Source organism: Kribbella sp. DT2, assembly GCF_049844575.1.
In the GTDB taxonomy this organism is placed as follows: Bacteria; Actinomycetota; Actinomycetes; order Propionibacteriales; family Kribbellaceae; genus Kribbella.
In genome coordinates, this window is the sequence record NZ_JBNCLH010000008.1 from 1 (window position 1) to 17,063 (window position 17,063).

The 17,063-nt window shown below is 67.7% G+C and carries 20 protein-coding genes; 9 read left to right on the plus strand and 11 right to left on the minus strand.

Going from position 1 to position 17,063, the window contains the following annotated elements; all coding sequences use genetic code 11:
- Positions 1 to 300: 300 nt before the first annotated feature.
- The 4 genes from ACLQ2O_RS29945 to ACLQ2O_RS29960 all read right to left on the minus strand — a co-directional run bounded on the left by ACLQ2O_RS29945 (position 301) and on the right by ACLQ2O_RS29960 (position 3,545).
- Positions 301 to 1,248: a hypothetical protein gene (locus ACLQ2O_RS29945; protein ID WP_425837849.1), complete on the minus strand. Its 948-nt coding sequence runs from the start codon at positions 1,246 to 1,248 to the stop codon at positions 301 to 303.
- Positions 1,249 to 1,510: 262 nt separating this feature from the next.
- On the minus strand, positions 1,511 to 1,942 hold the full coding sequence (locus ACLQ2O_RS29950; protein ID WP_425837852.1) for an NUDIX hydrolase: 432 nt from the start codon (positions 1,940 to 1,942) through the stop codon (positions 1,511 to 1,513).
- Positions 1,939 to 2,775, minus strand: a complete 837-nt coding sequence (locus tag ACLQ2O_RS29955; RefSeq protein ID WP_425837855.1) for a hypothetical protein — start codon at positions 2,773 to 2,775, stop codon at positions 1,939 to 1,941. The genes ACLQ2O_RS29950 and ACLQ2O_RS29955 overlap by 4 nt, the downstream gene beginning before the upstream one ends.
- Positions 2,772 to 3,545, minus strand: coding sequence for a GntR family transcriptional regulator (locus tag ACLQ2O_RS29960; protein WP_425837858.1), 774 nt, complete (start codon positions 3,543 to 3,545; stop codon positions 2,772 to 2,774). Before ACLQ2O_RS29960 ends, ACLQ2O_RS29955 begins: the two co-directional genes overlap by 4 nt.
- A 440-nt stretch (positions 3,546 to 3,985) precedes the next feature.
- Between ACLQ2O_RS29960 and ACLQ2O_RS29965 the strand changes: the two genes are divergently transcribed.
- The 5 genes from ACLQ2O_RS29965 (at position 3,986) to ACLQ2O_RS29985 (ending at position 7,541) form a co-directional block, all read left to right on the plus strand.
- Complete coding sequence (locus tag ACLQ2O_RS29965; protein WP_425837861.1) at positions 3,986 to 4,183, plus strand: hypothetical protein; 198 nt, start codon at positions 3,986 to 3,988, stop codon at positions 4,181 to 4,183.
- The gene (locus ACLQ2O_RS29970) at positions 4,183 to 4,989 is read left to right on the plus strand and encodes a hypothetical protein (protein ID WP_425837864.1); all 807 of its coding nucleotides are present in this window, start codon (positions 4,183 to 4,185) and stop codon (positions 4,987 to 4,989) included. The genes ACLQ2O_RS29965 and ACLQ2O_RS29970 overlap by 1 nt, the downstream gene beginning before the upstream one ends.
- Before the next feature lie 91 nt (positions 4,990 to 5,080).
- Positions 5,081 to 6,442 (plus strand): B12-binding domain-containing radical SAM protein, encoded by a 1,362-nt coding sequence (locus ACLQ2O_RS29975; RefSeq protein WP_425837867.1) that lies wholly within the window; start codon positions 5,081 to 5,083, stop codon positions 6,440 to 6,442.
- Positions 6,439 to 7,104 carry a dTMP kinase gene (locus ACLQ2O_RS29980; protein WP_425837869.1) on the plus strand — a complete coding sequence of 222 codons (666 nt, stop codon included), beginning with the start codon at positions 6,439 to 6,441 and terminating at the stop codon, positions 7,102 to 7,104. Before ACLQ2O_RS29975 ends, ACLQ2O_RS29980 begins: the two co-directional genes overlap by 4 nt.
- On the plus strand, positions 7,101 to 7,541 hold the full coding sequence (locus tag ACLQ2O_RS29985; RefSeq protein WP_425837872.1) for an NUDIX hydrolase: 441 nt from the start codon (positions 7,101 to 7,103) through the stop codon (positions 7,539 to 7,541). Before ACLQ2O_RS29980 ends, ACLQ2O_RS29985 begins: the two co-directional genes overlap by 4 nt.
- Before the next feature lie 427 nt (positions 7,542 to 7,968).
- On the opposite strand, the gene ACLQ2O_RS29990 is transcribed toward ACLQ2O_RS29985, so the two are convergent.
- The 3 genes from ACLQ2O_RS29990 to ACLQ2O_RS30000 all read right to left on the minus strand — a co-directional run bounded on the left by ACLQ2O_RS29990 (position 7,969) and on the right by ACLQ2O_RS30000 (position 9,857).
- The gene (locus ACLQ2O_RS29990) at positions 7,969 to 8,511 is read right to left on the minus strand and encodes a hypothetical protein (RefSeq protein ID WP_425837875.1); all 543 of its coding nucleotides are present in this window, start codon (positions 8,509 to 8,511) and stop codon (positions 7,969 to 7,971) included.
- 98 nt (positions 8,512 to 8,609) lie between these two features.
- The gene (locus ACLQ2O_RS29995) at positions 8,610 to 9,461 is read right to left on the minus strand and encodes an SAM-dependent methyltransferase (protein WP_425837877.1); all 852 of its coding nucleotides are present in this window, start codon (positions 9,459 to 9,461) and stop codon (positions 8,610 to 8,612) included.
- A 195-nt stretch (positions 9,462 to 9,656) separates the two neighbouring features.
- The gene (locus tag ACLQ2O_RS30000) at positions 9,657 to 9,857 is read right to left on the minus strand and encodes a hypothetical protein (protein ID WP_425837880.1); all 201 of its coding nucleotides are present in this window, start codon (positions 9,855 to 9,857) and stop codon (positions 9,657 to 9,659) included.
- A gap of 435 nt (positions 9,858 to 10,292) precedes the next feature.
- On the opposite strand from ACLQ2O_RS30000, the gene ACLQ2O_RS30005 reads away from it, so the two are divergent.
- Both ACLQ2O_RS30005 and ACLQ2O_RS30010 read left to right on the plus strand, forming a co-directional pair.
- A complete protein-coding gene (locus ACLQ2O_RS30005) occupies positions 10,293 to 11,633 on the plus strand; it encodes a hypothetical protein (RefSeq protein ID WP_425837882.1) in 1,341 nt (446 codons plus the stop codon).
- A 91-nt stretch (positions 11,634 to 11,724) separates the two neighbouring features.
- Entirely contained in the window at positions 11,725 to 12,360 is a 636-nt protein-coding gene (locus tag ACLQ2O_RS30010) for a 2'-5' RNA ligase family protein (RefSeq protein ID WP_425837885.1), read from the plus strand.
- Positions 12,361 to 12,591: 231 nt separating this feature from the next.
- Here the strand turns inward: ACLQ2O_RS30010 and ACLQ2O_RS30015 are convergent, their stop codons facing one another.
- The 4 genes from ACLQ2O_RS30015 to ACLQ2O_RS30030 form a co-directional block, all read right to left on the minus strand.
- Positions 12,592 to 13,011, minus strand: a complete 420-nt coding sequence (locus tag ACLQ2O_RS30015; protein WP_425837887.1) for a hypothetical protein — start codon at positions 13,009 to 13,011, stop codon at positions 12,592 to 12,594.
- Positions 13,008 to 13,283 (minus strand): hypothetical protein, encoded by a 276-nt coding sequence (locus ACLQ2O_RS30020; RefSeq protein WP_425837890.1) that lies wholly within the window; start codon positions 13,281 to 13,283, stop codon positions 13,008 to 13,010. Before ACLQ2O_RS30020 ends, ACLQ2O_RS30015 begins: the two co-directional genes overlap by 4 nt.
- Positions 13,284 to 13,811: 528 nt before the next feature.
- Positions 13,812 to 14,027 carry a hypothetical protein gene (locus ACLQ2O_RS30025; protein WP_425837893.1) on the minus strand — a complete coding sequence of 72 codons (216 nt, stop codon included), beginning with the start codon at positions 14,025 to 14,027 and terminating at the stop codon, positions 13,812 to 13,814.
- 55 nt (positions 14,028 to 14,082) lie between these two features.
- Positions 14,083 to 14,250 carry a hypothetical protein gene (locus ACLQ2O_RS30030; RefSeq protein ID WP_425837896.1) on the minus strand — a complete coding sequence of 56 codons (168 nt, stop codon included), beginning with the start codon at positions 14,248 to 14,250 and terminating at the stop codon, positions 14,083 to 14,085.
- 332 nt (positions 14,251 to 14,582) lie between these two features.
- Between ACLQ2O_RS30030 and ACLQ2O_RS30035 the strand changes: the two genes are divergently transcribed.
- Complete coding sequence (locus ACLQ2O_RS30035; protein ID WP_425837899.1) at positions 14,583 to 16,109, plus strand: hypothetical protein; 1,527 nt, start codon at positions 14,583 to 14,585, stop codon at positions 16,107 to 16,109.
- Positions 16,106 to 17,005, plus strand: coding sequence for a phosphotransferase enzyme family protein (locus ACLQ2O_RS30040; RefSeq protein WP_425837902.1), 900 nt, complete (start codon positions 16,106 to 16,108; stop codon positions 17,003 to 17,005). Before ACLQ2O_RS30035 ends, ACLQ2O_RS30040 begins: the two co-directional genes overlap by 4 nt.
- Positions 17,006 to 17,063: the final 58 nt, after the last annotated feature.

Genomic DNA, 17,063 nt, shown 5'->3' on the forward strand with positions numbered 1-17,063 from the left:
GCGACGAGTATCTGGAATTACAGTCTGCAGCGTGAACTAACCGTTAATAGACTGTCCGGAAAATGCATGGCACCTCATACACCTACGACGGGTACACCCGGTGTGGCCTGGCCACCGCCGCGCTCGCGGCCTTGCGCGCCGAACACCCGGGCCTCAGCTGGTACACCGCCGGGGGCCACTATCGCGACGCCGAAGCCTTCTGGGGCGCTGCCGGACAAGGCGTTTCCGGTGGATATCGCACCCGGCAGCTCTGTTCGCACGACCTCGGTCTCTAGCTCAGCTCTGGCCGCCGAAGGAAGGTCAGGGCAGCCGCGAAGGCCGGCGCCACCAGTCCTCGGAAGGTACCTCGTCGGGCGGCGAGAGGGTGAAACGCAGATCGATTCTGGACGAGCCATCGAAGAGCTGGACCAGACACGGCAGCAACCCGTCCAGGTGCGGTATCGGCCTCTTGACCAGCGTCAATCCCAGATAGAGGTTTGGGGAGCAGAGGTCCTCGATGAGCTTGGCGCACTGCGCCTCGGTCAGGCTGCGCAACTCGACCTCGATGATGACGCGGTCGCGCGGGTTGGTCCACGTGTCGATACCCGTTGCTCCCAGATCCATCAGGAGTCCGAGGTGGCGCACTATCGAGCTGGTCGTCCGGAGTTGGCCTGGGGAGAAGATCTCCGGACGCTCACGCTCGACCGCGGACGGCGCCTGGGGATGTCTCGCTGCAATGCAGCCCCGGGAGTGGTCGAGCGCCCAGTGGTGCGCATCCCAGAAGTCGGCCGCGCTGACACCTCGGAAGCGAACGGCCCCGCGGTGGCCGATCCGATAAAACTCGAGCTGATCGCCAATGTCACGGACCCGGAGAGCAGGGATGCCGACCTGGCCCCATTCGCCGTACTCATCGATCTCGGGCAGCAGGTACATCCCCAATGTGACGGCGCTTTGTCTTGCCCGTGGGGCGATCTCGACCGTCAGGAGATCTGCCTCGGGATAGATGCGGACGGCCTCCATCACCCCGGGAAGACCCCAATGCGAATCGTCGCCAGGATCAGCGGAGTCGAACCGGCTGTCTTCCTGCGGGTAGTACAGCCACCTCAGTGCCTGGAAGACCAATCCCTCCAAGATGGCCTGGGACTCGATCGGGGCGGGAACCGCCGGGCTCCCTGCCGGCGCTGATGCGACCTTCGCCCACGCGGCTGCGTAGGGCTCTAGGGTCGCTCGGGCTCGAAGAGTGGCGAGGTCGCGGTGGCGAATGGTCATGACTGTTCTCCGGTCGCCGCTGACCCGGCCCGTGAACGTGGGTGAACCCCGATAACTGAGATGGTTGCGGGGGTGTGTCCGCGGCACTTTGTCTGCAAAGCCAGGTCAGGAGCCAGGAGACCGGGCACCCTACTGCCCGGCTTCGGAGGCTAGCACTGCAGGGCCGATTCGATCGCACGCCTCGCAGTGTCCGGCACGCTTCGGTCCGCCGTTGAGGGGTGTCGGCCGGCAGCTGCTGACCGAGCGGCCTTCTGACGTCGGCTCACTGCAGCCGTACGCCGTCGTGGTGCCGGATGCGCGGTGCGGCGGGGTTGTCGAGGGCGTCGAGGGTTCTGATGGAGAAGGCTTCGATGGGGATGAGGGCTGCGACTTCGTCTTTGGTCACCCATCGGGTGTCTTTGGTTTCGGGGCCGACGGTGGGTTCGCCGGAGATGGCTCGTGCCCTGAAGACGAAGTTGATGACGCCCAGCGTCATGTTTTTGTAGATCCCGGTCAGGTTCTGCAGTTCGACGACGAGCCCGGTTTCCTCGAGTACTTCGCGGCGTGCGCCTTCTTCGATGGTCTCGGCCAGTTCGAGAAAGCCGCCGGGGGCTTCCCAGCGGCCGTTGTCGCGGCGCTGGATGACGAGCGCGCGGCCTTGGTCGTCGATCGTCACGGCGGAGACGCCGATGCGGTGCAGGGGAATCTCGCTCACGCAGGTGCTCCGGTGAGGTAGGCGACGGTGGCGTCGTCGGATCGTTTGATCCTGGGGTAGCGGTGTGCTGTGGGGTCGTCGTTCTCGATCTTGCGGACGGATTCCAGCAGGGCGTTCGGGCCGGCGGCGTCGAGGAGGTCGAGGAGGCCGCGCCAGTCGGTGAGGCTGTAGGTGTCGACTGCGGCTGAGGCTCCGTCGGTGAGGAGCGCGGCACGCCACGTGGTTCCGGCGGAGATCGGCTCGGTGCCGGCGAGGGCTTTGTGGGCTGCGCTGGGATCTGACGCGGCGACCCAGAAGCCTCCGTCGACGTTTCGGAAGTTGCGCTGGGCATCGACCAGCGCGGCGATTCTCGCTGGGCGCTCCGGATCGTCGGCCGCCGTACTCAGAACCTGCTCGCGCAGGTCCTTGTTCGTGCGGAACAGCCGGTCATCGCAGATTGTGCTGAGGCCGGCCGGGGTCTCAAGGACGAGGGTTGCGTCACCGAGCACGAGCCAGTCGAGAGCTTCGTGCCGGGCGCGCAGCATGACGACGGTCGACGAGGGCGTGCCGGGGTGGTTGGGGTCGCACGTGGCCGTGTGGGCGGCGGCGGTGGCGCTGATCGCCGCGCTGAGGATGTCAGCCAGTGAGGCCCCCGGACCGCGGACATGTGCGGCGGCGGCTTGGGCGGTGAGTTCTCGCGAGTACCAGCGCGGATCGTGGACGCATCCGGTGCCAAGGCTCGGGGGAGCGGTGGCACCGTCGGCCACGACGACCAGGTCCGCGACCGCGGCGTATGAGTCCTCGTTGGGTCGCTGCGGCGAGCCGGGCCGGGTTGCGATGTGGGCGTCGATCACTCGGATCCGCTTTCTGGTTCGTCGGTCCATTCGTAGCGCAGCCGCCATTGGTGTCCCGGCATGACGTGGCGGGTGACGGCGACGGGCCGGTGTTCGCGGTCGGCGGCGACGAAGAGGATCTCGAAGACGGACTGGCTCGGCTCCATGTCGAGAAAGGTGCATTCGGTGGTCGTTGGACCGCGCAGGCCGATCTCTTCGGTGAAGTGGATTGGTCCGCGGCCGATGTCGGCAAGTCTGGAGTAGGTGCCGCCGGGTCCGGTGTTCTCCTCCGTGACGCCGGCCTTCTCGGCGAGCTCGCTGACCAGGTACGTGTCTGCGATCTGTGTCGGGAGATCGTTGGCGAAGTACTTGCGGCGTCGTACGACGAGTTCGGCGCCGACCGCGACATCGAGTAGGCCGGCGGTCAGTTCGGATGCCGGCACCCGTTCCACTGAGGCTGTCCAGCTTGGCTCGAGGCCCATGCGGCGAATTTCGACGTCGTAGGCGCCGCGGCCTTTGTCGCGGGCGCCGTGGCGGCGTGTCGCAATGCGGGTGATGACCGGGATCGGCCGGACGAAGGCACCCTTGCCCCGGCGGACCAGAACGAGCCCTTCCGTCCGCAGGATCCCGACGGCGCGGTTGATCGTGATCCGGGAGACTCCGAACTCCCGGGAGAGTTCGTGCTCGCCTGGCAGCGGCGAGCCCGGTGCGTGCACTTGCTTGTTGATCCGGTCGCGCAGGATGTCGGCGATCTGCGCGAATCGGGGTCGCGGTGCCTCGATCTGGGTCATCTCCGGCCCCTTTCCGTCCGCGCGTAGCGCTCATCATAGCCCGCAGTGGTGCGTCATCCGATGTCATACGTGGCTATTGACACCCCTTCACAGCAGATGCAGGATGTCTTACATCCTTCATGTTGCCGGACCGTATCGGTTCCGCGCCAAAAGACGGGAGTCGACGTGTCACACCGGCCGTCTACTGCCGATCGCGGCGAACCGGGTCTGTGGTTCGGCATTCCTGTGCGACGAGGCCGGGTCTCCTCAACCGTCGATCTCCTCAGGGTCGCGGTCCCCGTCCCGTCCACCTGGTGTCCTCGGCTCCGGCTGGTAACCACCTCCAGGCCAGCCGAGCCGAGGACACCTCACAAGCTCGGTGGGCGGTCGTACTGGATGCGTCCTGCGACCGCCCGCCGCTCCAACCTCTTACCCGCCCGCCTCTCGGCAGGGCTGGGTTGGTGAACGTCGAGCTCTGGGTGATGGACATGTCGGTCGCGATCGGCTGCAGCCTGTTCGGCCTGGCAGCGAGCCTGACTGTCCCCCCGGCGCCCGAGGCCCCGGAACAGCTCGGCTCTGGCCCGAGCGCGGCACCCGATGGCGGCTGGGGCGAGCGCGTTGACTATGACGCGCGCTCACTCCACGAAGGGATCTCTTGATGCCGAATCTGATGCAGGAACACCCGGGCTGGGTCACCACACCGACCGGCTACACGAGGGTCATGCGATCCGGATCGACTACGTGGCACCTGACGTGGGACTCGTCCACCGGGGACCTCGACGTATCGCCTGCTGACGCGCCTGCTCTGGCGGATCCGCGCCCGGTCGTCGACGTCGTCGACCCCGGCACGGCGGCCGAGCTGTTCGGACCGCTCGGCCAGGCGCTGGCCGCCTCCGGGCCGGTCGCACGGGTGCGCAACTGCGACCTGTGGGACGCGATCGGCACGGCGATCAACCGGCAGGTCGTCACGGTCACTCAGGCCAGGACGACGCACCAGCGGTTCTGCATCGCCTACGGCGAGCAGGTCCTGACCCCTGCCGGCGTCATGTACTTGTTCCCGTCGGCCGAGCGGGTCGCCGCACTGGCCGATGAGGACTTCGACGGTCTCGGGATGAAGTTCAAGCGGCCGATGTTGCGCGCGGCCGCCGATGCCTACCTGGCCAACAGCAAGGTGTGGGCCGAACTGCCGCCGGCCGAGCTCGTCACAGCGCTCAGGGGCGTGTACCGGATCGGTCCGTGGACCGCCGGTGCCGCCGTGGCGGACTGGTCGAACGACTTCACGCAGTACCCGTACTACGACATGGCCGTTCGCCACTGGGCGCGCACCGCAGCGCCCAGCCTCGACTGGCCGAACAACGACGCCGAGTTCGGTCCGCTGTGGCTGGCCGGCGCCGGTGAACACCTGTCTGCACTCACTCTGCTCACCCTTGCCCAGGGAGGCGCACGTGCTACCAGCGAACCTTGACCCCGGCCTCGTCGCCGGAGGCGACCCCGGCCGTCCACTAGATCTGCTGCTCGTCAACGCACCACTTCGTGACTACTCGCTCCGCCCAAGGGTGAACGATTTCACCCTTCCCGTGCTCGGGATGGCCTACATCGCCACCGCGGCCGCCGGGGCCGGGTTCAACACCGGCGTCATCGACGCCGAGGCCCACGGTCTCGGGATCGACCAGACCATCGGGCTGGTCAACCAGCTTTCGCCGCGCTGGGCCGGGTTCAACCTCCTGGCCCCCACCTACGAGATCAGCGCGCGCATCGCCGCCGGCCTCGATCCGGCCATCATGTTGATGCTCGGCGGCCACCAGGCCAAGGCGATGCCGACCGAGATCCTCACCGATCCCCGGATGCGCTCGACCGCTGCTCTTGTCCTCGGGGAGGGCGAAAGCCGGGTCGTCGAGCTCCTGGGCGACCACCGCCGGCGCGCAGAGCTGCCGGGCGTCATGTGGCGCGATCCGCTCCTGGAGACGATCAACACCGGGCGCGGCAGCAACACCCACCTCGCGCCACCGATCGACCATCTCGCCTACGTCGACCGCCGCTATCTGGTCCAGGATCCTTACCTGGCAGGCGATGGGCGGCTTGAGGCCAACATGGTCGGCGCCCGGGGCTGTCCGTACGACTGCTCGTTTTGCGGCGCGGCCGTCTCGGCGAACCCGGACATCACGATCCGGGTGCGCACGGCGGAGAACATCCTCGGCGAGATGTACGAGCTGCGCGACCGGTACGGCGTCACGGCGTACCGGTTCGTGGACGACTTGTTCCTCGGGGTCCCGCGGGTGATCAAGGCGATGATGGCGCCGTTCGCCGCCGAGCGCGTGGGGGAGTGGGCGCAGTGGGATGCCACCGGCCGGATCAACGTCCTCGACAAGGTCAATGACGCAGAGCTGGACCGGCTCGCCGCGAACGGGCTGCGCGAGGTCGCGCTCGGGATCGAGTCCGGCAATCCGCGGGTGCTGCGCTACATCGACAAGCGCATCGATCCCGGCATGGTGCAGCGCACGGTACGGCGGCTGACCGAGCGCGGGATCCGCGTGAAGGGCTACTTCATCCTCGGGTTCCCCGGCGAGCAGCGCGCCGAAATGCTCGACACCGTCGACCTGGTGCACGAGCTGTGGGGGATGACCGATCACCTCCCGGGAAGTTTCCGGGCCTCGGTGTTCGAGTTCCGCCCGTACCCCGGTACGCCGGAATGGGGCCGGCTGATGGCCACCGGCAACTACACAGCTGAGCAGCTGCTCGCCTACGGCGCGGTCGATCTGACCGACGAGGGCTTGGACGAGGCGATGCGCTCACGCGACGAGTTCAACTTCTCGGTCGGGATCCAGTTCGGGCAAGCACCTGTGGACGAAGTCCGCCGGCACATGGCCGACCTGTCGCGCGAGCAGTTCGCGCGCAACCGCGAAACGACACCGGCATGACTCAGGATCGGCGCTGGCCCGGCTTCTTCGTCACCCTCGACGGCCCTGGCGGGGTCGGCAAATCCACGGCTGTTGCGGGTCTGACCGCCGAGCTTGCGGAGTACTCCGTTCCGGTTCAGCAGACCACCGAGCCGTCGCGGGGCGCGATCGGCGAGCTCGCTCGGCACGGAACCCACGATTTCAGCGGACAGGCTTTGGCCTGTCTGGTCGCTGCCGACCGGTATCACCACCTCGACACCGTGCTGCGCCCTGCGCTGCACGCCGGCCGCCTGGTGCTGTGTGACCGGTACGTCGCTACCTCCCTGGTGCTGCAGCGCCGAGACGGCGTACCGGTCGACTTCATCGACGCCGTCAACAGCGGCGCTGACGCGCCGGATCTGGCGATCATCCTGGTCGCGAAGGCATCGACGATTCGCGCTCGGCTTAGCGCGCGGGGAGTGAGTTCAGGCCGGTTCGAGGACAACGACGGGATCGACGTCGACCTGGGCTACTACGCGGACGCTGCCGAACTGCTCGCGGGCCGAGGCGTCGACGTGCTCTTGATCGACGTCGACCAGCATCGGCCGTGCGACACGGTGCGCGTGATCAGTACGGCGATCAGGTCCCGGTGGGCTAGCCTCGCTGAGCCAGCAATCGACTACCAGCAAGGCGCGACAGCATGAAATCCGAGCGGTTCCGCACCATCATCGACGTTCATCTGCTCCTCATCCGTGACCGCGAGATCCTTCTCGCTCAGCGGCAGGGGACCGGGTACGCCGACGGGCAGTGGCACATGCCGTCAGGTCACCTCGAGGAGGGCGAGAGCGCCACCGAGTGCGCCGCGCGGGAGGCCAACGAGGAGACCGGCATCAAGGTCGACCCGGCATCGCTGCAGCTGGTCCACACGATGCACCGCGGCCACGAGACGGAGCTGCCGCGCCTCGGGCTGTTCTTCGTCGCGACGACGTGGGAAGGCGACCCGTTCAACGCCGAGCCGCACAAGTGCGGGGCGATCGAGTGGTTCCCGTTCGATCAGCTACCGGCGGAGATGGTGCCGTACCCGAAGGCCGGCCTCGACAACTACCTGAGCGGTACGGCGTACGCCGAGCTCGGCTGGTAATCAGAAGGTCTTCTTCATCCCGGTCTGACTTCTACGACCGGCCCGCTCCGACCAGGCCGGCCACCACGCGGCAGCTCGGATCTGAGGGGCTCGATCCTCTTAAATCCGAAACCACACGGTCGAAAGGGCTCGATGCCCCTTCGGCCGCGAGACCGCCACAGCGGCAGCAAGGGTCGGGACACTACGGATGTCCCGACCCCTACAGGTCGGCGGCAGATCCGTTGACCTCCGCGAGTGTCGGGTCATCATGAAGTCGACAGGAGGGGGAGAAGAACTCCTTTCGCGGTGCCGACGAAGTCGGCTCGTTCAGGCCGCAGGCCTGCTGGATTGTGTCCTGTAACGGCAACCCAGGCGAACACACACGCTGGCATGAAGATGCATCCCCGTACGCCGGCGTACGGGGGATAGGTCGAGTGGTCGGGCGCGATCAGCAGCTCAGCGCGAGACGTGGTTTCGGCCCGGAGGCCGGACGGCGGTCGCGGCCGTTTCCTCCGCCGTCACCACGGCACTGGGAACACCACGGCTGCAGTCGCGAGTGGCGAGAGAGCGACAGAAAGACCCACATGGCGGGCGCGACGAGGAGAAGCGTTTCGACCTGCCGGGAGATCAGGCCGGTCTGCCGAGCGAGAGCCAGCAGCGCGACGGTCGCGGGCGCGACCACGATCCAGCCCAGAGGGCGAGCCCGGAGCCAGTGGACCGTCGTTAGGTTCCGGCGGTACCGCTCGGCTCGGGCGGATCCGTCGAGTGGCATTTCAGCGATACAGCGCTCGCACAGCGGTCCGCGGGCATGCAGGACTAGCGCGAGGCCAGCGTAAAAGACGGTCGCGGTCCAGCTGAGATCAAGCCCGTAGGCGAGGTCGCGGGGGAACCCGGCGAGCATGTCGGCAGTCGTATAGGCGAGCTGAACGGCGTACGCGGCGAGCAGGATTCGGTAGGCGTGGTGGCCGATCCAAGGCGGGACGAAGGACACGTAGTGCACGGTGGCTTTGGGTCCGATCTAAGGGCGCGACTGGACGGGCGGCCCGTCGGCGCAGGGTTGGTGTCTGAGGCTTCAGGAAGGCATCGCGGTCAAGCGGGGCTCTTCTGGCCGATACCGCCGACGATGCAGTCCTGGATCCAGGTGTGGGCCAGCTTCGGTTCGAGCCCGGGCCACCACTCGTGGCAGGGGTGGACGCCGGCCTGGAGCAGGGTCTGGCCAGGGAACATGGTCTCGATGTCGTCCTGGGTGCGGACCCAGCCCGCCGCGATCGGGCTGGCGGTCAGCACCTTCTCGATCTGGCGTACCGTGCCACGCTCCTCTGCCTTGTCAGGCTCGAGGAAGTGGGTGATCACTGTGCACGATCCGGCGGGTAGGGCGTCGACGTAGGTCTGCATGGTCGCCGCGACATCGCTGGCGCTGCCGGGGTGGTAGTGCAGTACGGCGGTGCAGAACACGGCGATCGGCTGGTCCCAGTCCAGGAACGTGGCGAGCTCGGGCTGCTCAAGCAGCTCGACTGGGTCGAAGACGTTGCCAGCGACAACGAGCACTCCATCGCTCCTGCCCAGAAGTCCGCGAGCGTGGGCGAGGACGATCGGGTCCTGGTCGACGTACACGACCTTGGTCCGCGAGCTCAGCGGTTGCACGATGTTGTGGAGGTTGCGAGGGGTCGGCATGCCGACGCCGAGATCGATGTACTGGGTGATGCCGAGCTCGGCCGCGAGGAAGGTCGCGGCGCCCCGGACGAACCGACTGTTCGTGACTACGAGGTCGGGGAAGAGCGCAGTCACTTCGGCGATCTCGGCATACAGGTCGCGGTCGGCTTGGAAGTTGTCTTTGCCGCCGCCGGCGTAATCCCAAAGCCGGGCCATCGACGGGAACTCGATGCGCACCCCGGCGGCCCTGAGGGCTGTCTGCAGCTCGGGCCTTGGTTCACTCGCCATCGTACGGGCCTCTCGGGGATTGTCGTCGGCTGTGAACGAGTAGGAGCCCCCGGCTGCCCGGGGGAGGAATGGGCACAATCCACTCCACAGGGGGAGAGCAGATGGTTGCCGGGGGCTCCGGTAGGTGGCGGCGGCGCAGACTCTGCACTCGCCGGTAGCGCCACGGCGCTGATCGCTGGCTGCTTTCGCTCGACGTCATGACATTTCCGGATCGTCGTGACGCTCCCACGCGTCGTCGGACGTCCGAAGGATCGGCCAGCAGCCCTCGGTCCGCTCGAGCGGGTGTGGCTTACGTTGGGGTTCGACCAGCTGGCGGATCGCCCGAATGGTCTCCTCGGCCGGTAGCCGCTGATCCAGGATGCGGCGGACCGCGGCCAATATCTCAGCCTCGCTCATCGTGCCCCTGCCATGGTTCCTGCCGGGGATGGCTGGATCGATTCGCACACGACTGTGCACTTTGTAGACAGATCCCGCTTCTGCAGCGTGGCGATCTGTTGCCCGAGGTTCGCCGGCCCGGACCAGTCGCTGATCAGGTGCGACCCGAACCAGGCCTGCACCCGCACCTGGCCGGGCAGGTCGTCGGGCTGCAGGAGAGGTGCTTCGGCTACGGCTGTCATGGTTTCCCCGTTGATTCAGTCGGTCAGCTCCGAGTCCCCAACTGCGGTGGCGCGGAGCTGTCGGCAGTGCTCGGATCATCCCGAGCCCTCCGGCCGCGGCGAAGGGCATTTGCCCTCATCGCGCCGGGCAACTCCGGGCACTTGCCGTGCCCGGACCGGGCAGGCACCGCAGCATGCCTCCAACGCCGAGTGCACGGCTGCTTACACTGGGCATGTGGTCACGCCGAACGAGCGCCTGATCGCCGCCCGTCAACGCACTCGGTCCGTGCGCACACCCGGCCGGCCAATGCCCCGCGCCGAGGTGGCCGACGCAGTACGTGCGTGGCTGCTGGCCACGACCGGCCGCGAGTTCCCCTTCGACGGGCACTACCTCGGAAAGCTTGAGCGTGGTCTGGTCGTGCGACCCCGCAACGAATACCGGGCCGCCCTTCGCTACGTACTCAACGCCGGCAGCGACGCCGATCTCGGCTTCGACCCCGCCGTACCAGCTGTCACGTCCACGGTTCCGCCGCAACGGCGGCTCTCCCAGACATGGCCGGTCCTTGACTCGGGCAACGATCTGGACACCGAGCTGATGGACGCCGCGAGCGAATCGGCCACTTGGCTGTCGCTGGCGGAAAGCTCGAACGTCGGTGAGCTGACCGTTGAGCAGCTGCACGCCGACGTACGCCGGATCGCTAAGTCGTACCTGAAGACACCCACCGGGCCGTTGTTCACCCGCACCCGCGCCCTGCGGGATCGGGCCTTCGTACTCCTGGAAGGGCGGCAGCGTCCGGCGCAGACCCGCCAGCTGTACGCCGCCGCCGGATGGGCCCTGACGCTGCTGGCCTGGATGACAGTCGACCTCGGTCGGCCCGACGTCGCCGAGACGCATGCCCGATCCGCACGGATCTGCGCGGACAACGCCGACCTTGACAGCCTGCGGGCATGGGTATGCGCGACCCAGCACACCGCTGCCTTCTGGCAAGACGACTTCGCCCGCGCCGCGCAGTACGCCGCCGAAGGCCGCCGTTACGCCGAAGGGTCCGCCGCGCTGTATCTCGCGAGCGCACACGCCATGGATCTGTCCCGCAGTCACCAGCTCGAGCGGGCGCACGAGGTACTCACCGAGGCGCGCCACCTGGCCGATCGGTTACAGATGTCACCTGACGAAGTCGGCGGCCCGTTCCAGTGCACGACCGGCCGAGGCGCCGGCCTGTGGGCCGACACTCATTTCGGGCTCCACCAGCCCACCGAAGCTCTCGCGCTCACTCTGGACGGTCTGACCGCCTTCGAGCGAACTCCCATCGCGGAGCGCAATGCGGGCAGCGAACGGATGGTCCGGCTGCAGCTGGCCAAAGCGCACCTGATGCTTGGCGAACCCGACGGCGCCGCTGAAGCGCTGCAGCCGGTCCTGGAGACGCCGCCCGGGCACCGAGTGCGGCCGTTGCTGCGCCGGGTCAGCGAGGTCGCAGCCCTCGCTCAGGTAGAAGGGTCGCGGCCGGCGGCGGCGATCACGACCGGGATCCGCGACAGCATCGCGGACTTCGCCCGGCACTCCACCGCAACCAGCTGACCCCACTCCTCCGGGTGATCCAGCTGCCCGCGCAGGGGGGCACGCCGGGCCGGACGGTGTACGGGACCTGCTGAGCGCGAAGATGACCTGCATGACCAACGTGACGGAACTTCGTGACCACTGGTACTGGCGTCCCGGCTGGGAGGTCGGCCGGTCCTTCTACACCTGGCACATCACGTTTGCCGCCGCACCGGAGGTCGCGACGCTCGCCGAGCAGTACGCCGCCGCCCTGGCCGACCTGCCCGAATACGACCCGATCCCGCTGGAATGGCTGCATCTGACGATGCAGGGAATCGGATTCACCGACGAGGTCGAGCGCGGGATCATCGACCAGGTCGTCGACGCCGCCCGTACCCGGCTCGCCGAGGTAGCGCCGGTCACGGTCACCATCGGGCCCGCCGAGATCGACCCCGAGGCGCTACGCCTGCCGGTACAACCGGTCGAACCACTGACCGGGATCCGCGACGCCATCCGCGCAGCAATCGCAGATGTCCGCGGACCTGACAACGTCACCGAGTCACCGGACTACCGGCCGCACGTCTCGCTCGGCTACACCAACACCACCGGCCCAGCTCATCGCGCGCTGGAGGCCTTGGCTCGCCATGAACCCCGAACCGCGCAGGTGACAGTCGATTCCGTCGCCCTCATCGACCTGCACCGCGACCACAGGATGTACCAGTGGACCACTGTCGCTGAGGCTCGGCTCGGCGACGGCGACCGCAGCTGACGTTCGAGATGCCCAGGCCGGAGCGAGCGTGTACGTGCTCGCCCCGGCCTGGCGGAGTCCCCAGCCTCGGGGGAGTACCTCGACGGCCGGACAGGTCCGGCCGGGCTGCGGATCGAGGTTGCTGGAGACTCCGGTCAGGGAGGCGGGATCGGGAGCTGGCGCTGAGGATGACGCCGGCTGCTTGGTGTCTGGAGGCTGAGGAGGCCTCCGGTACGCCGATCCCGCCTCGGTTCAGGTGCCCACGGGGCGGATCGTCGCGCCGGTGCGGGTCTCGATGTGCTGCTGCTTGCTGTCGGCACCTGGTCGGCCGAGAGGCGCGACGTGGTCGAGGCTCGGGACGAGGACGTGGGCAGGGTTGTATCGCTCGATCGACGCCAGGAGCGCACGGAACATCGATCCGCCGTGGCCGCGCTGGTCGACGTAGATGCTGCCGAGCTGCAGGCGCCCGGCGATGGCGTACTGGCTGAGCCGCGCCCGGGCGTCTGCGAGCGCCGCCTCGTCGGGCAGCTGGGCTGCGTCGACGTAGCCGAGCACGAACAGCCGGGTCGCGTCGTCGGCAGGATCTTCGCCGACGTCGTCGGCGGCGCCGGCCGCGATCACGCTGGGGAGCAGTGCGGGACCCCGGCGACCGTAGACGGTCGATGTGGTCATGCGAGGCACCTACCGGTACCGGCGGTAGCCAGCTCGAACTCGGTCGCGGGGTCAGGATCAGGGTCGATCCACTGCACCTCGGTTTTGCCGTTGTGGCCGTGGACGACCAGGAGCGCTTCGATGTTGTCCCAGACCGCCGTACAAGGGGTTTCGGAGATCCACCGGACGGCGACCGAGCCATCGCTGAACTGAATGCCTTCGGCAACATCTCCGGGACCGCTGACGTCAGAGACGTCGACGAAACGGTGAAGCTTGAAGCGGCGGATCGTCATGATGCGGGGTCCGTCCTGTGAGGTGGGCGTGGCCTGTCGGAGCGGTGGTTGCCGCTGCGGCCGCGGACCTCGGGGTCGTCGTCGCGACGCCAGGTAGACCGCTGGCCCGAGCTGGTGAGGCGGACAGTGCCGACGCGCAGCACCAGTCGGATTCCGGATAGCTTCTGCTCGAAGGGCAGGGCGCTGTCCAGAATCCGTGCTACAGCGACGAGCTTGTCCGCGTCGTTCACCGCCGGAGTTGGGGTGCATCGTGGTCCTTCCCGGTAGGAGTAGCCGCGGTGGTCAGCGTCTGGTGGCGGCTGCTGGCTGGTGCTTTCACCTCGGGTTGTCCTGTCGAGCTCGGTGGTCGGCGCTGCAGATGGAGCGGCGCGGCGGGCGCCGACGTGTGCTCGTACGACCGCCGCGCCGACAGGGGATAGTCCTCGGCCGACGAGGGCCTTTGGCGACCGAGGACCTGGAGACCAGAGGCAGAGACCATGCTCGGCACTGGCGCCGAGCTGGACGACGACGTGATCCCTGCCCCTGGGCTCATTGGCCGGTTGGCCCGCCAGCTGCGGTCTCGTCTGGAGGTGCCTCGCCGTGCGGAGTGTTGGTCACTCGGCAGCAGGCGAACTGCCGGCGCATGGCGTCCTCGTACGACGCCGCCTCGACGGGATCGGGTTCGAGGTGGTCGATGAAGGCGTGGCTGCCGAGCCAGACCTGGATCTGTCGTACGGCAGGCGGAGCAGCGATGTCGGCACTCATCAGCGCTCCGCCAAGGCGATGCAGATCCGCGCCCGGAGCGTTGCCGCGCGTCGCATCACTCGTCCCTCAGCTCGGCGGCGAGCTCGCGGCCCATGCAGACGTAGGCCGCCGCTGCGGCGAACGCCAGAAGGGCTATGGCCAGACTGCTGTTCCACGCCGGCGCGGTGCTGACCAGCGCCGGCACCGCCCCGAGGTGCTCGGTGATCTGCCAATGACTGTTCACGTCTTCGTCTCCCCGTTCATCGGTACCTTGGGCGGGCCACTGACTGACCGGGAGGAAGTGAGGTCGCTACCCCGATCGGCCGCTTCGCTAGTCGCGCTGACTGCGAACGCTGGCGTGCTCTTGCGGTAACCAAGAGTGAACAGCCGGAAGGTGGTGCGGTTCACGGTCGCTGGCGCCAAAGTTTCGTTGAACCGAAACAGGTGCCTGGGGAGCGGCGATGAGCTCGCTGATCGGGAAAACCTTGAACGTGGTTCAACGAATCGCCGAAGAACCGCCTTGTTCTGGCCTGTGATCCGGCCCATCCTGGACGAAGCTGACAGAAAGTGGGGCTTGTGACTACACGGGGTAGAAGCGGCGACAAGGCCTCCCGCAGCGCCCTGCGGCGCCAGCTCCACGATCAGGGCTGTGGAGTCGATGAGGTCGCCGCGGAGTTTCGCCAGCGGTGGGCGTACAGCACGCTCGCGTCGTACCGCTACGCCGTCGAGATGTCGCAGGCCGACGTTGCACGCCGCTACAACGAAGCCGCCGACGATCCGCGAGCCAGCGCTGACTCCAGCCTGATTTCCAAGCTCGAGCAGTGGCCGGGGCAGGGCGGGAAGGCGCCGACGATCTACAACTTGGTGCTGCTGGCGCAGGCCTACGACGTGGCGCCGCATCAGTTGGTTTCGCCCGCGGACGTTTCGCAGCTACCGTCGCGGGACCGCATCGCGCTCGCGGCGATGCGCCCGGCACCGACGAGCGCCTCCGTCGTACCCGCGAGGCCTCAACTGGTTGTTCCTGCGCCAGTTGAGCCTGAGCGCGACGCCAGTGGGCTCGATGCGTTGACGAGAACGGGCATCAGGCAACTGGTACGTCAGCTGCCCTCGCGTGGCCGCGGGCCTGTCTCGGCGCACCTGCTGGATTCGATCGACCAGCTGCGCCGCGGCACCGATGACGTTCTCTCCGCCGGCACGGTCACCGGATCACGCATGACCATCATCGAAGCGGCAGTCGACCAGCTGCGCCGCGACCACGTCCACCACTCCCCGAACACGATGCTGGCAGCTCTTCTGCCAGAATTCTTCGACGTCGTCAGCCTGACCGAACATCGCCAGACCGCCCGGATCAGAAGCCGTCTGGCCGGCGCAACTGCCCAGCTCGCGACACTGGCCGCGGACAGCCTCATGAAGCTCGGCGAAACCGCCGACAGTCACTCCTGGTACCGCACCGCCCAGCTGGCCGGTGACGACACCGAAGATCGGGCCCTGCGCGCCCAGATCAGGGCCCAGGAAGCGATGCTGCCGTACTACTACGGGGACCTGCCCCGCACGATCCACCTGGCCCAAGAAGCCCAGCGCATCGCCGGGAACCTTCCCTGCGCCGCGGCCTGCCTCGCGGCGGCGGCTGAAGGCCGCGCGTGGGCGCGGCTGGGCAACCGCGATGCCGCCGAACAGGCCATCGCACGGGCGCAGGAGATCTTCAACCAGATCCCCGACCCCGACAGCAACGACGCCTTCGCCTTCCCGGAGAAGCGGCTGCTGCTCTACCTGTCGGGCGCGCTGACCCACCTCGACGAACCAGATCGTGCCGCGCCGCTCCAGGACCGGGCGCTTCAGCTGTACTCCGCACAGGGTGGGGCGTTCGTACTCGACCCCACCCTGATCCAGCTCGATCGGGCCGCCGGCCTGGCATCCATTGATGCGGTGGGAGCGTGCGAACTGACACAGGAGACACTGGAGTCGGTGCCCCCGGGCCACCGGACCCAGATAGTGCTCACCCGAGGAAGTGACGTGCTTTCCGCTCTCCCACGCAACGCGCGAGCTCTGCCCGCCGCGGACGACCTGCGCGAGGTCCTCGCGCTCACCAGCGCCGCCCAATGACCTCGGCGCTGACCGAAGAGACCTTCACCCCCAACACCACCCAGCAGCTACTCCAGCAGGCCTGCGACCAGGCAGGGCTCACCGCCGCCGATGCCGTCCTGCTGCGGCACCAGACCAACGCCGTCTACCTGCTCCCGACCGAACAGGTCGTGGTCAAGATCAGCCGGCCCTCAGAGCAGCCCGACGACGTCGCGAGGACGCTCACTCTGGTGCGCTGGCTGTCTGACCACGGCGTACTGACCATCGCCCCGACCGGTCATCAGCAGCCCCAGTACGTCAGGGGCTGCCTTGCCACGTTCTGGCCCTACGTCGACCAGGACGGTCGGTCTCCCGTGACCGCTGGCGATCTCGGCCAGCCGCTGCATGCGCTGCACCAACTCACAGCCCCACTTGAGCTGCCGGCGCTCGAAGTCGCCGATACCATCCAGCGCTCGGTCGCGAGCAGCCGAATCCTCAGCACCGACGAGAAGCAGTACCTGGCCAGCTACTGCACCGAGCTCGCTGCAGCGATTCCTGAGCTGCGCTACGAGCTCCCCGAAGGCCTGATCCATGAAGATCCGCAACACCACAACGCTCTGCAGACCGACACCGGGACCGCACTGATCGACTGGGACGGTGCCTGCATCGGCCCTAGGGAATGGGATCTCGTCACCATCGAGATCCACTGCCGGCGGTTCTTTGACGACCCGCACGAGTACACCGTTTTCACCAACACCTACGGCATCGACATCCGCGACTGGTCCGGCTACGCCACACTTCGCGACCTGCGCGAACTCCGCATGATCACCACCAACGCCCGCAAATCACCAGCCGGCAGCCCCGCCGCCAGCGAAGTGCACTCCCGCATCTCACAACTACGCCAAGGCGACACAAGTCAGCGATGGCGCCGCCTCTGACGACCGGTTGCACGGGTGGTCGCGCGCCTGCCACCCACAGCGCTGACCTATTCGCCGC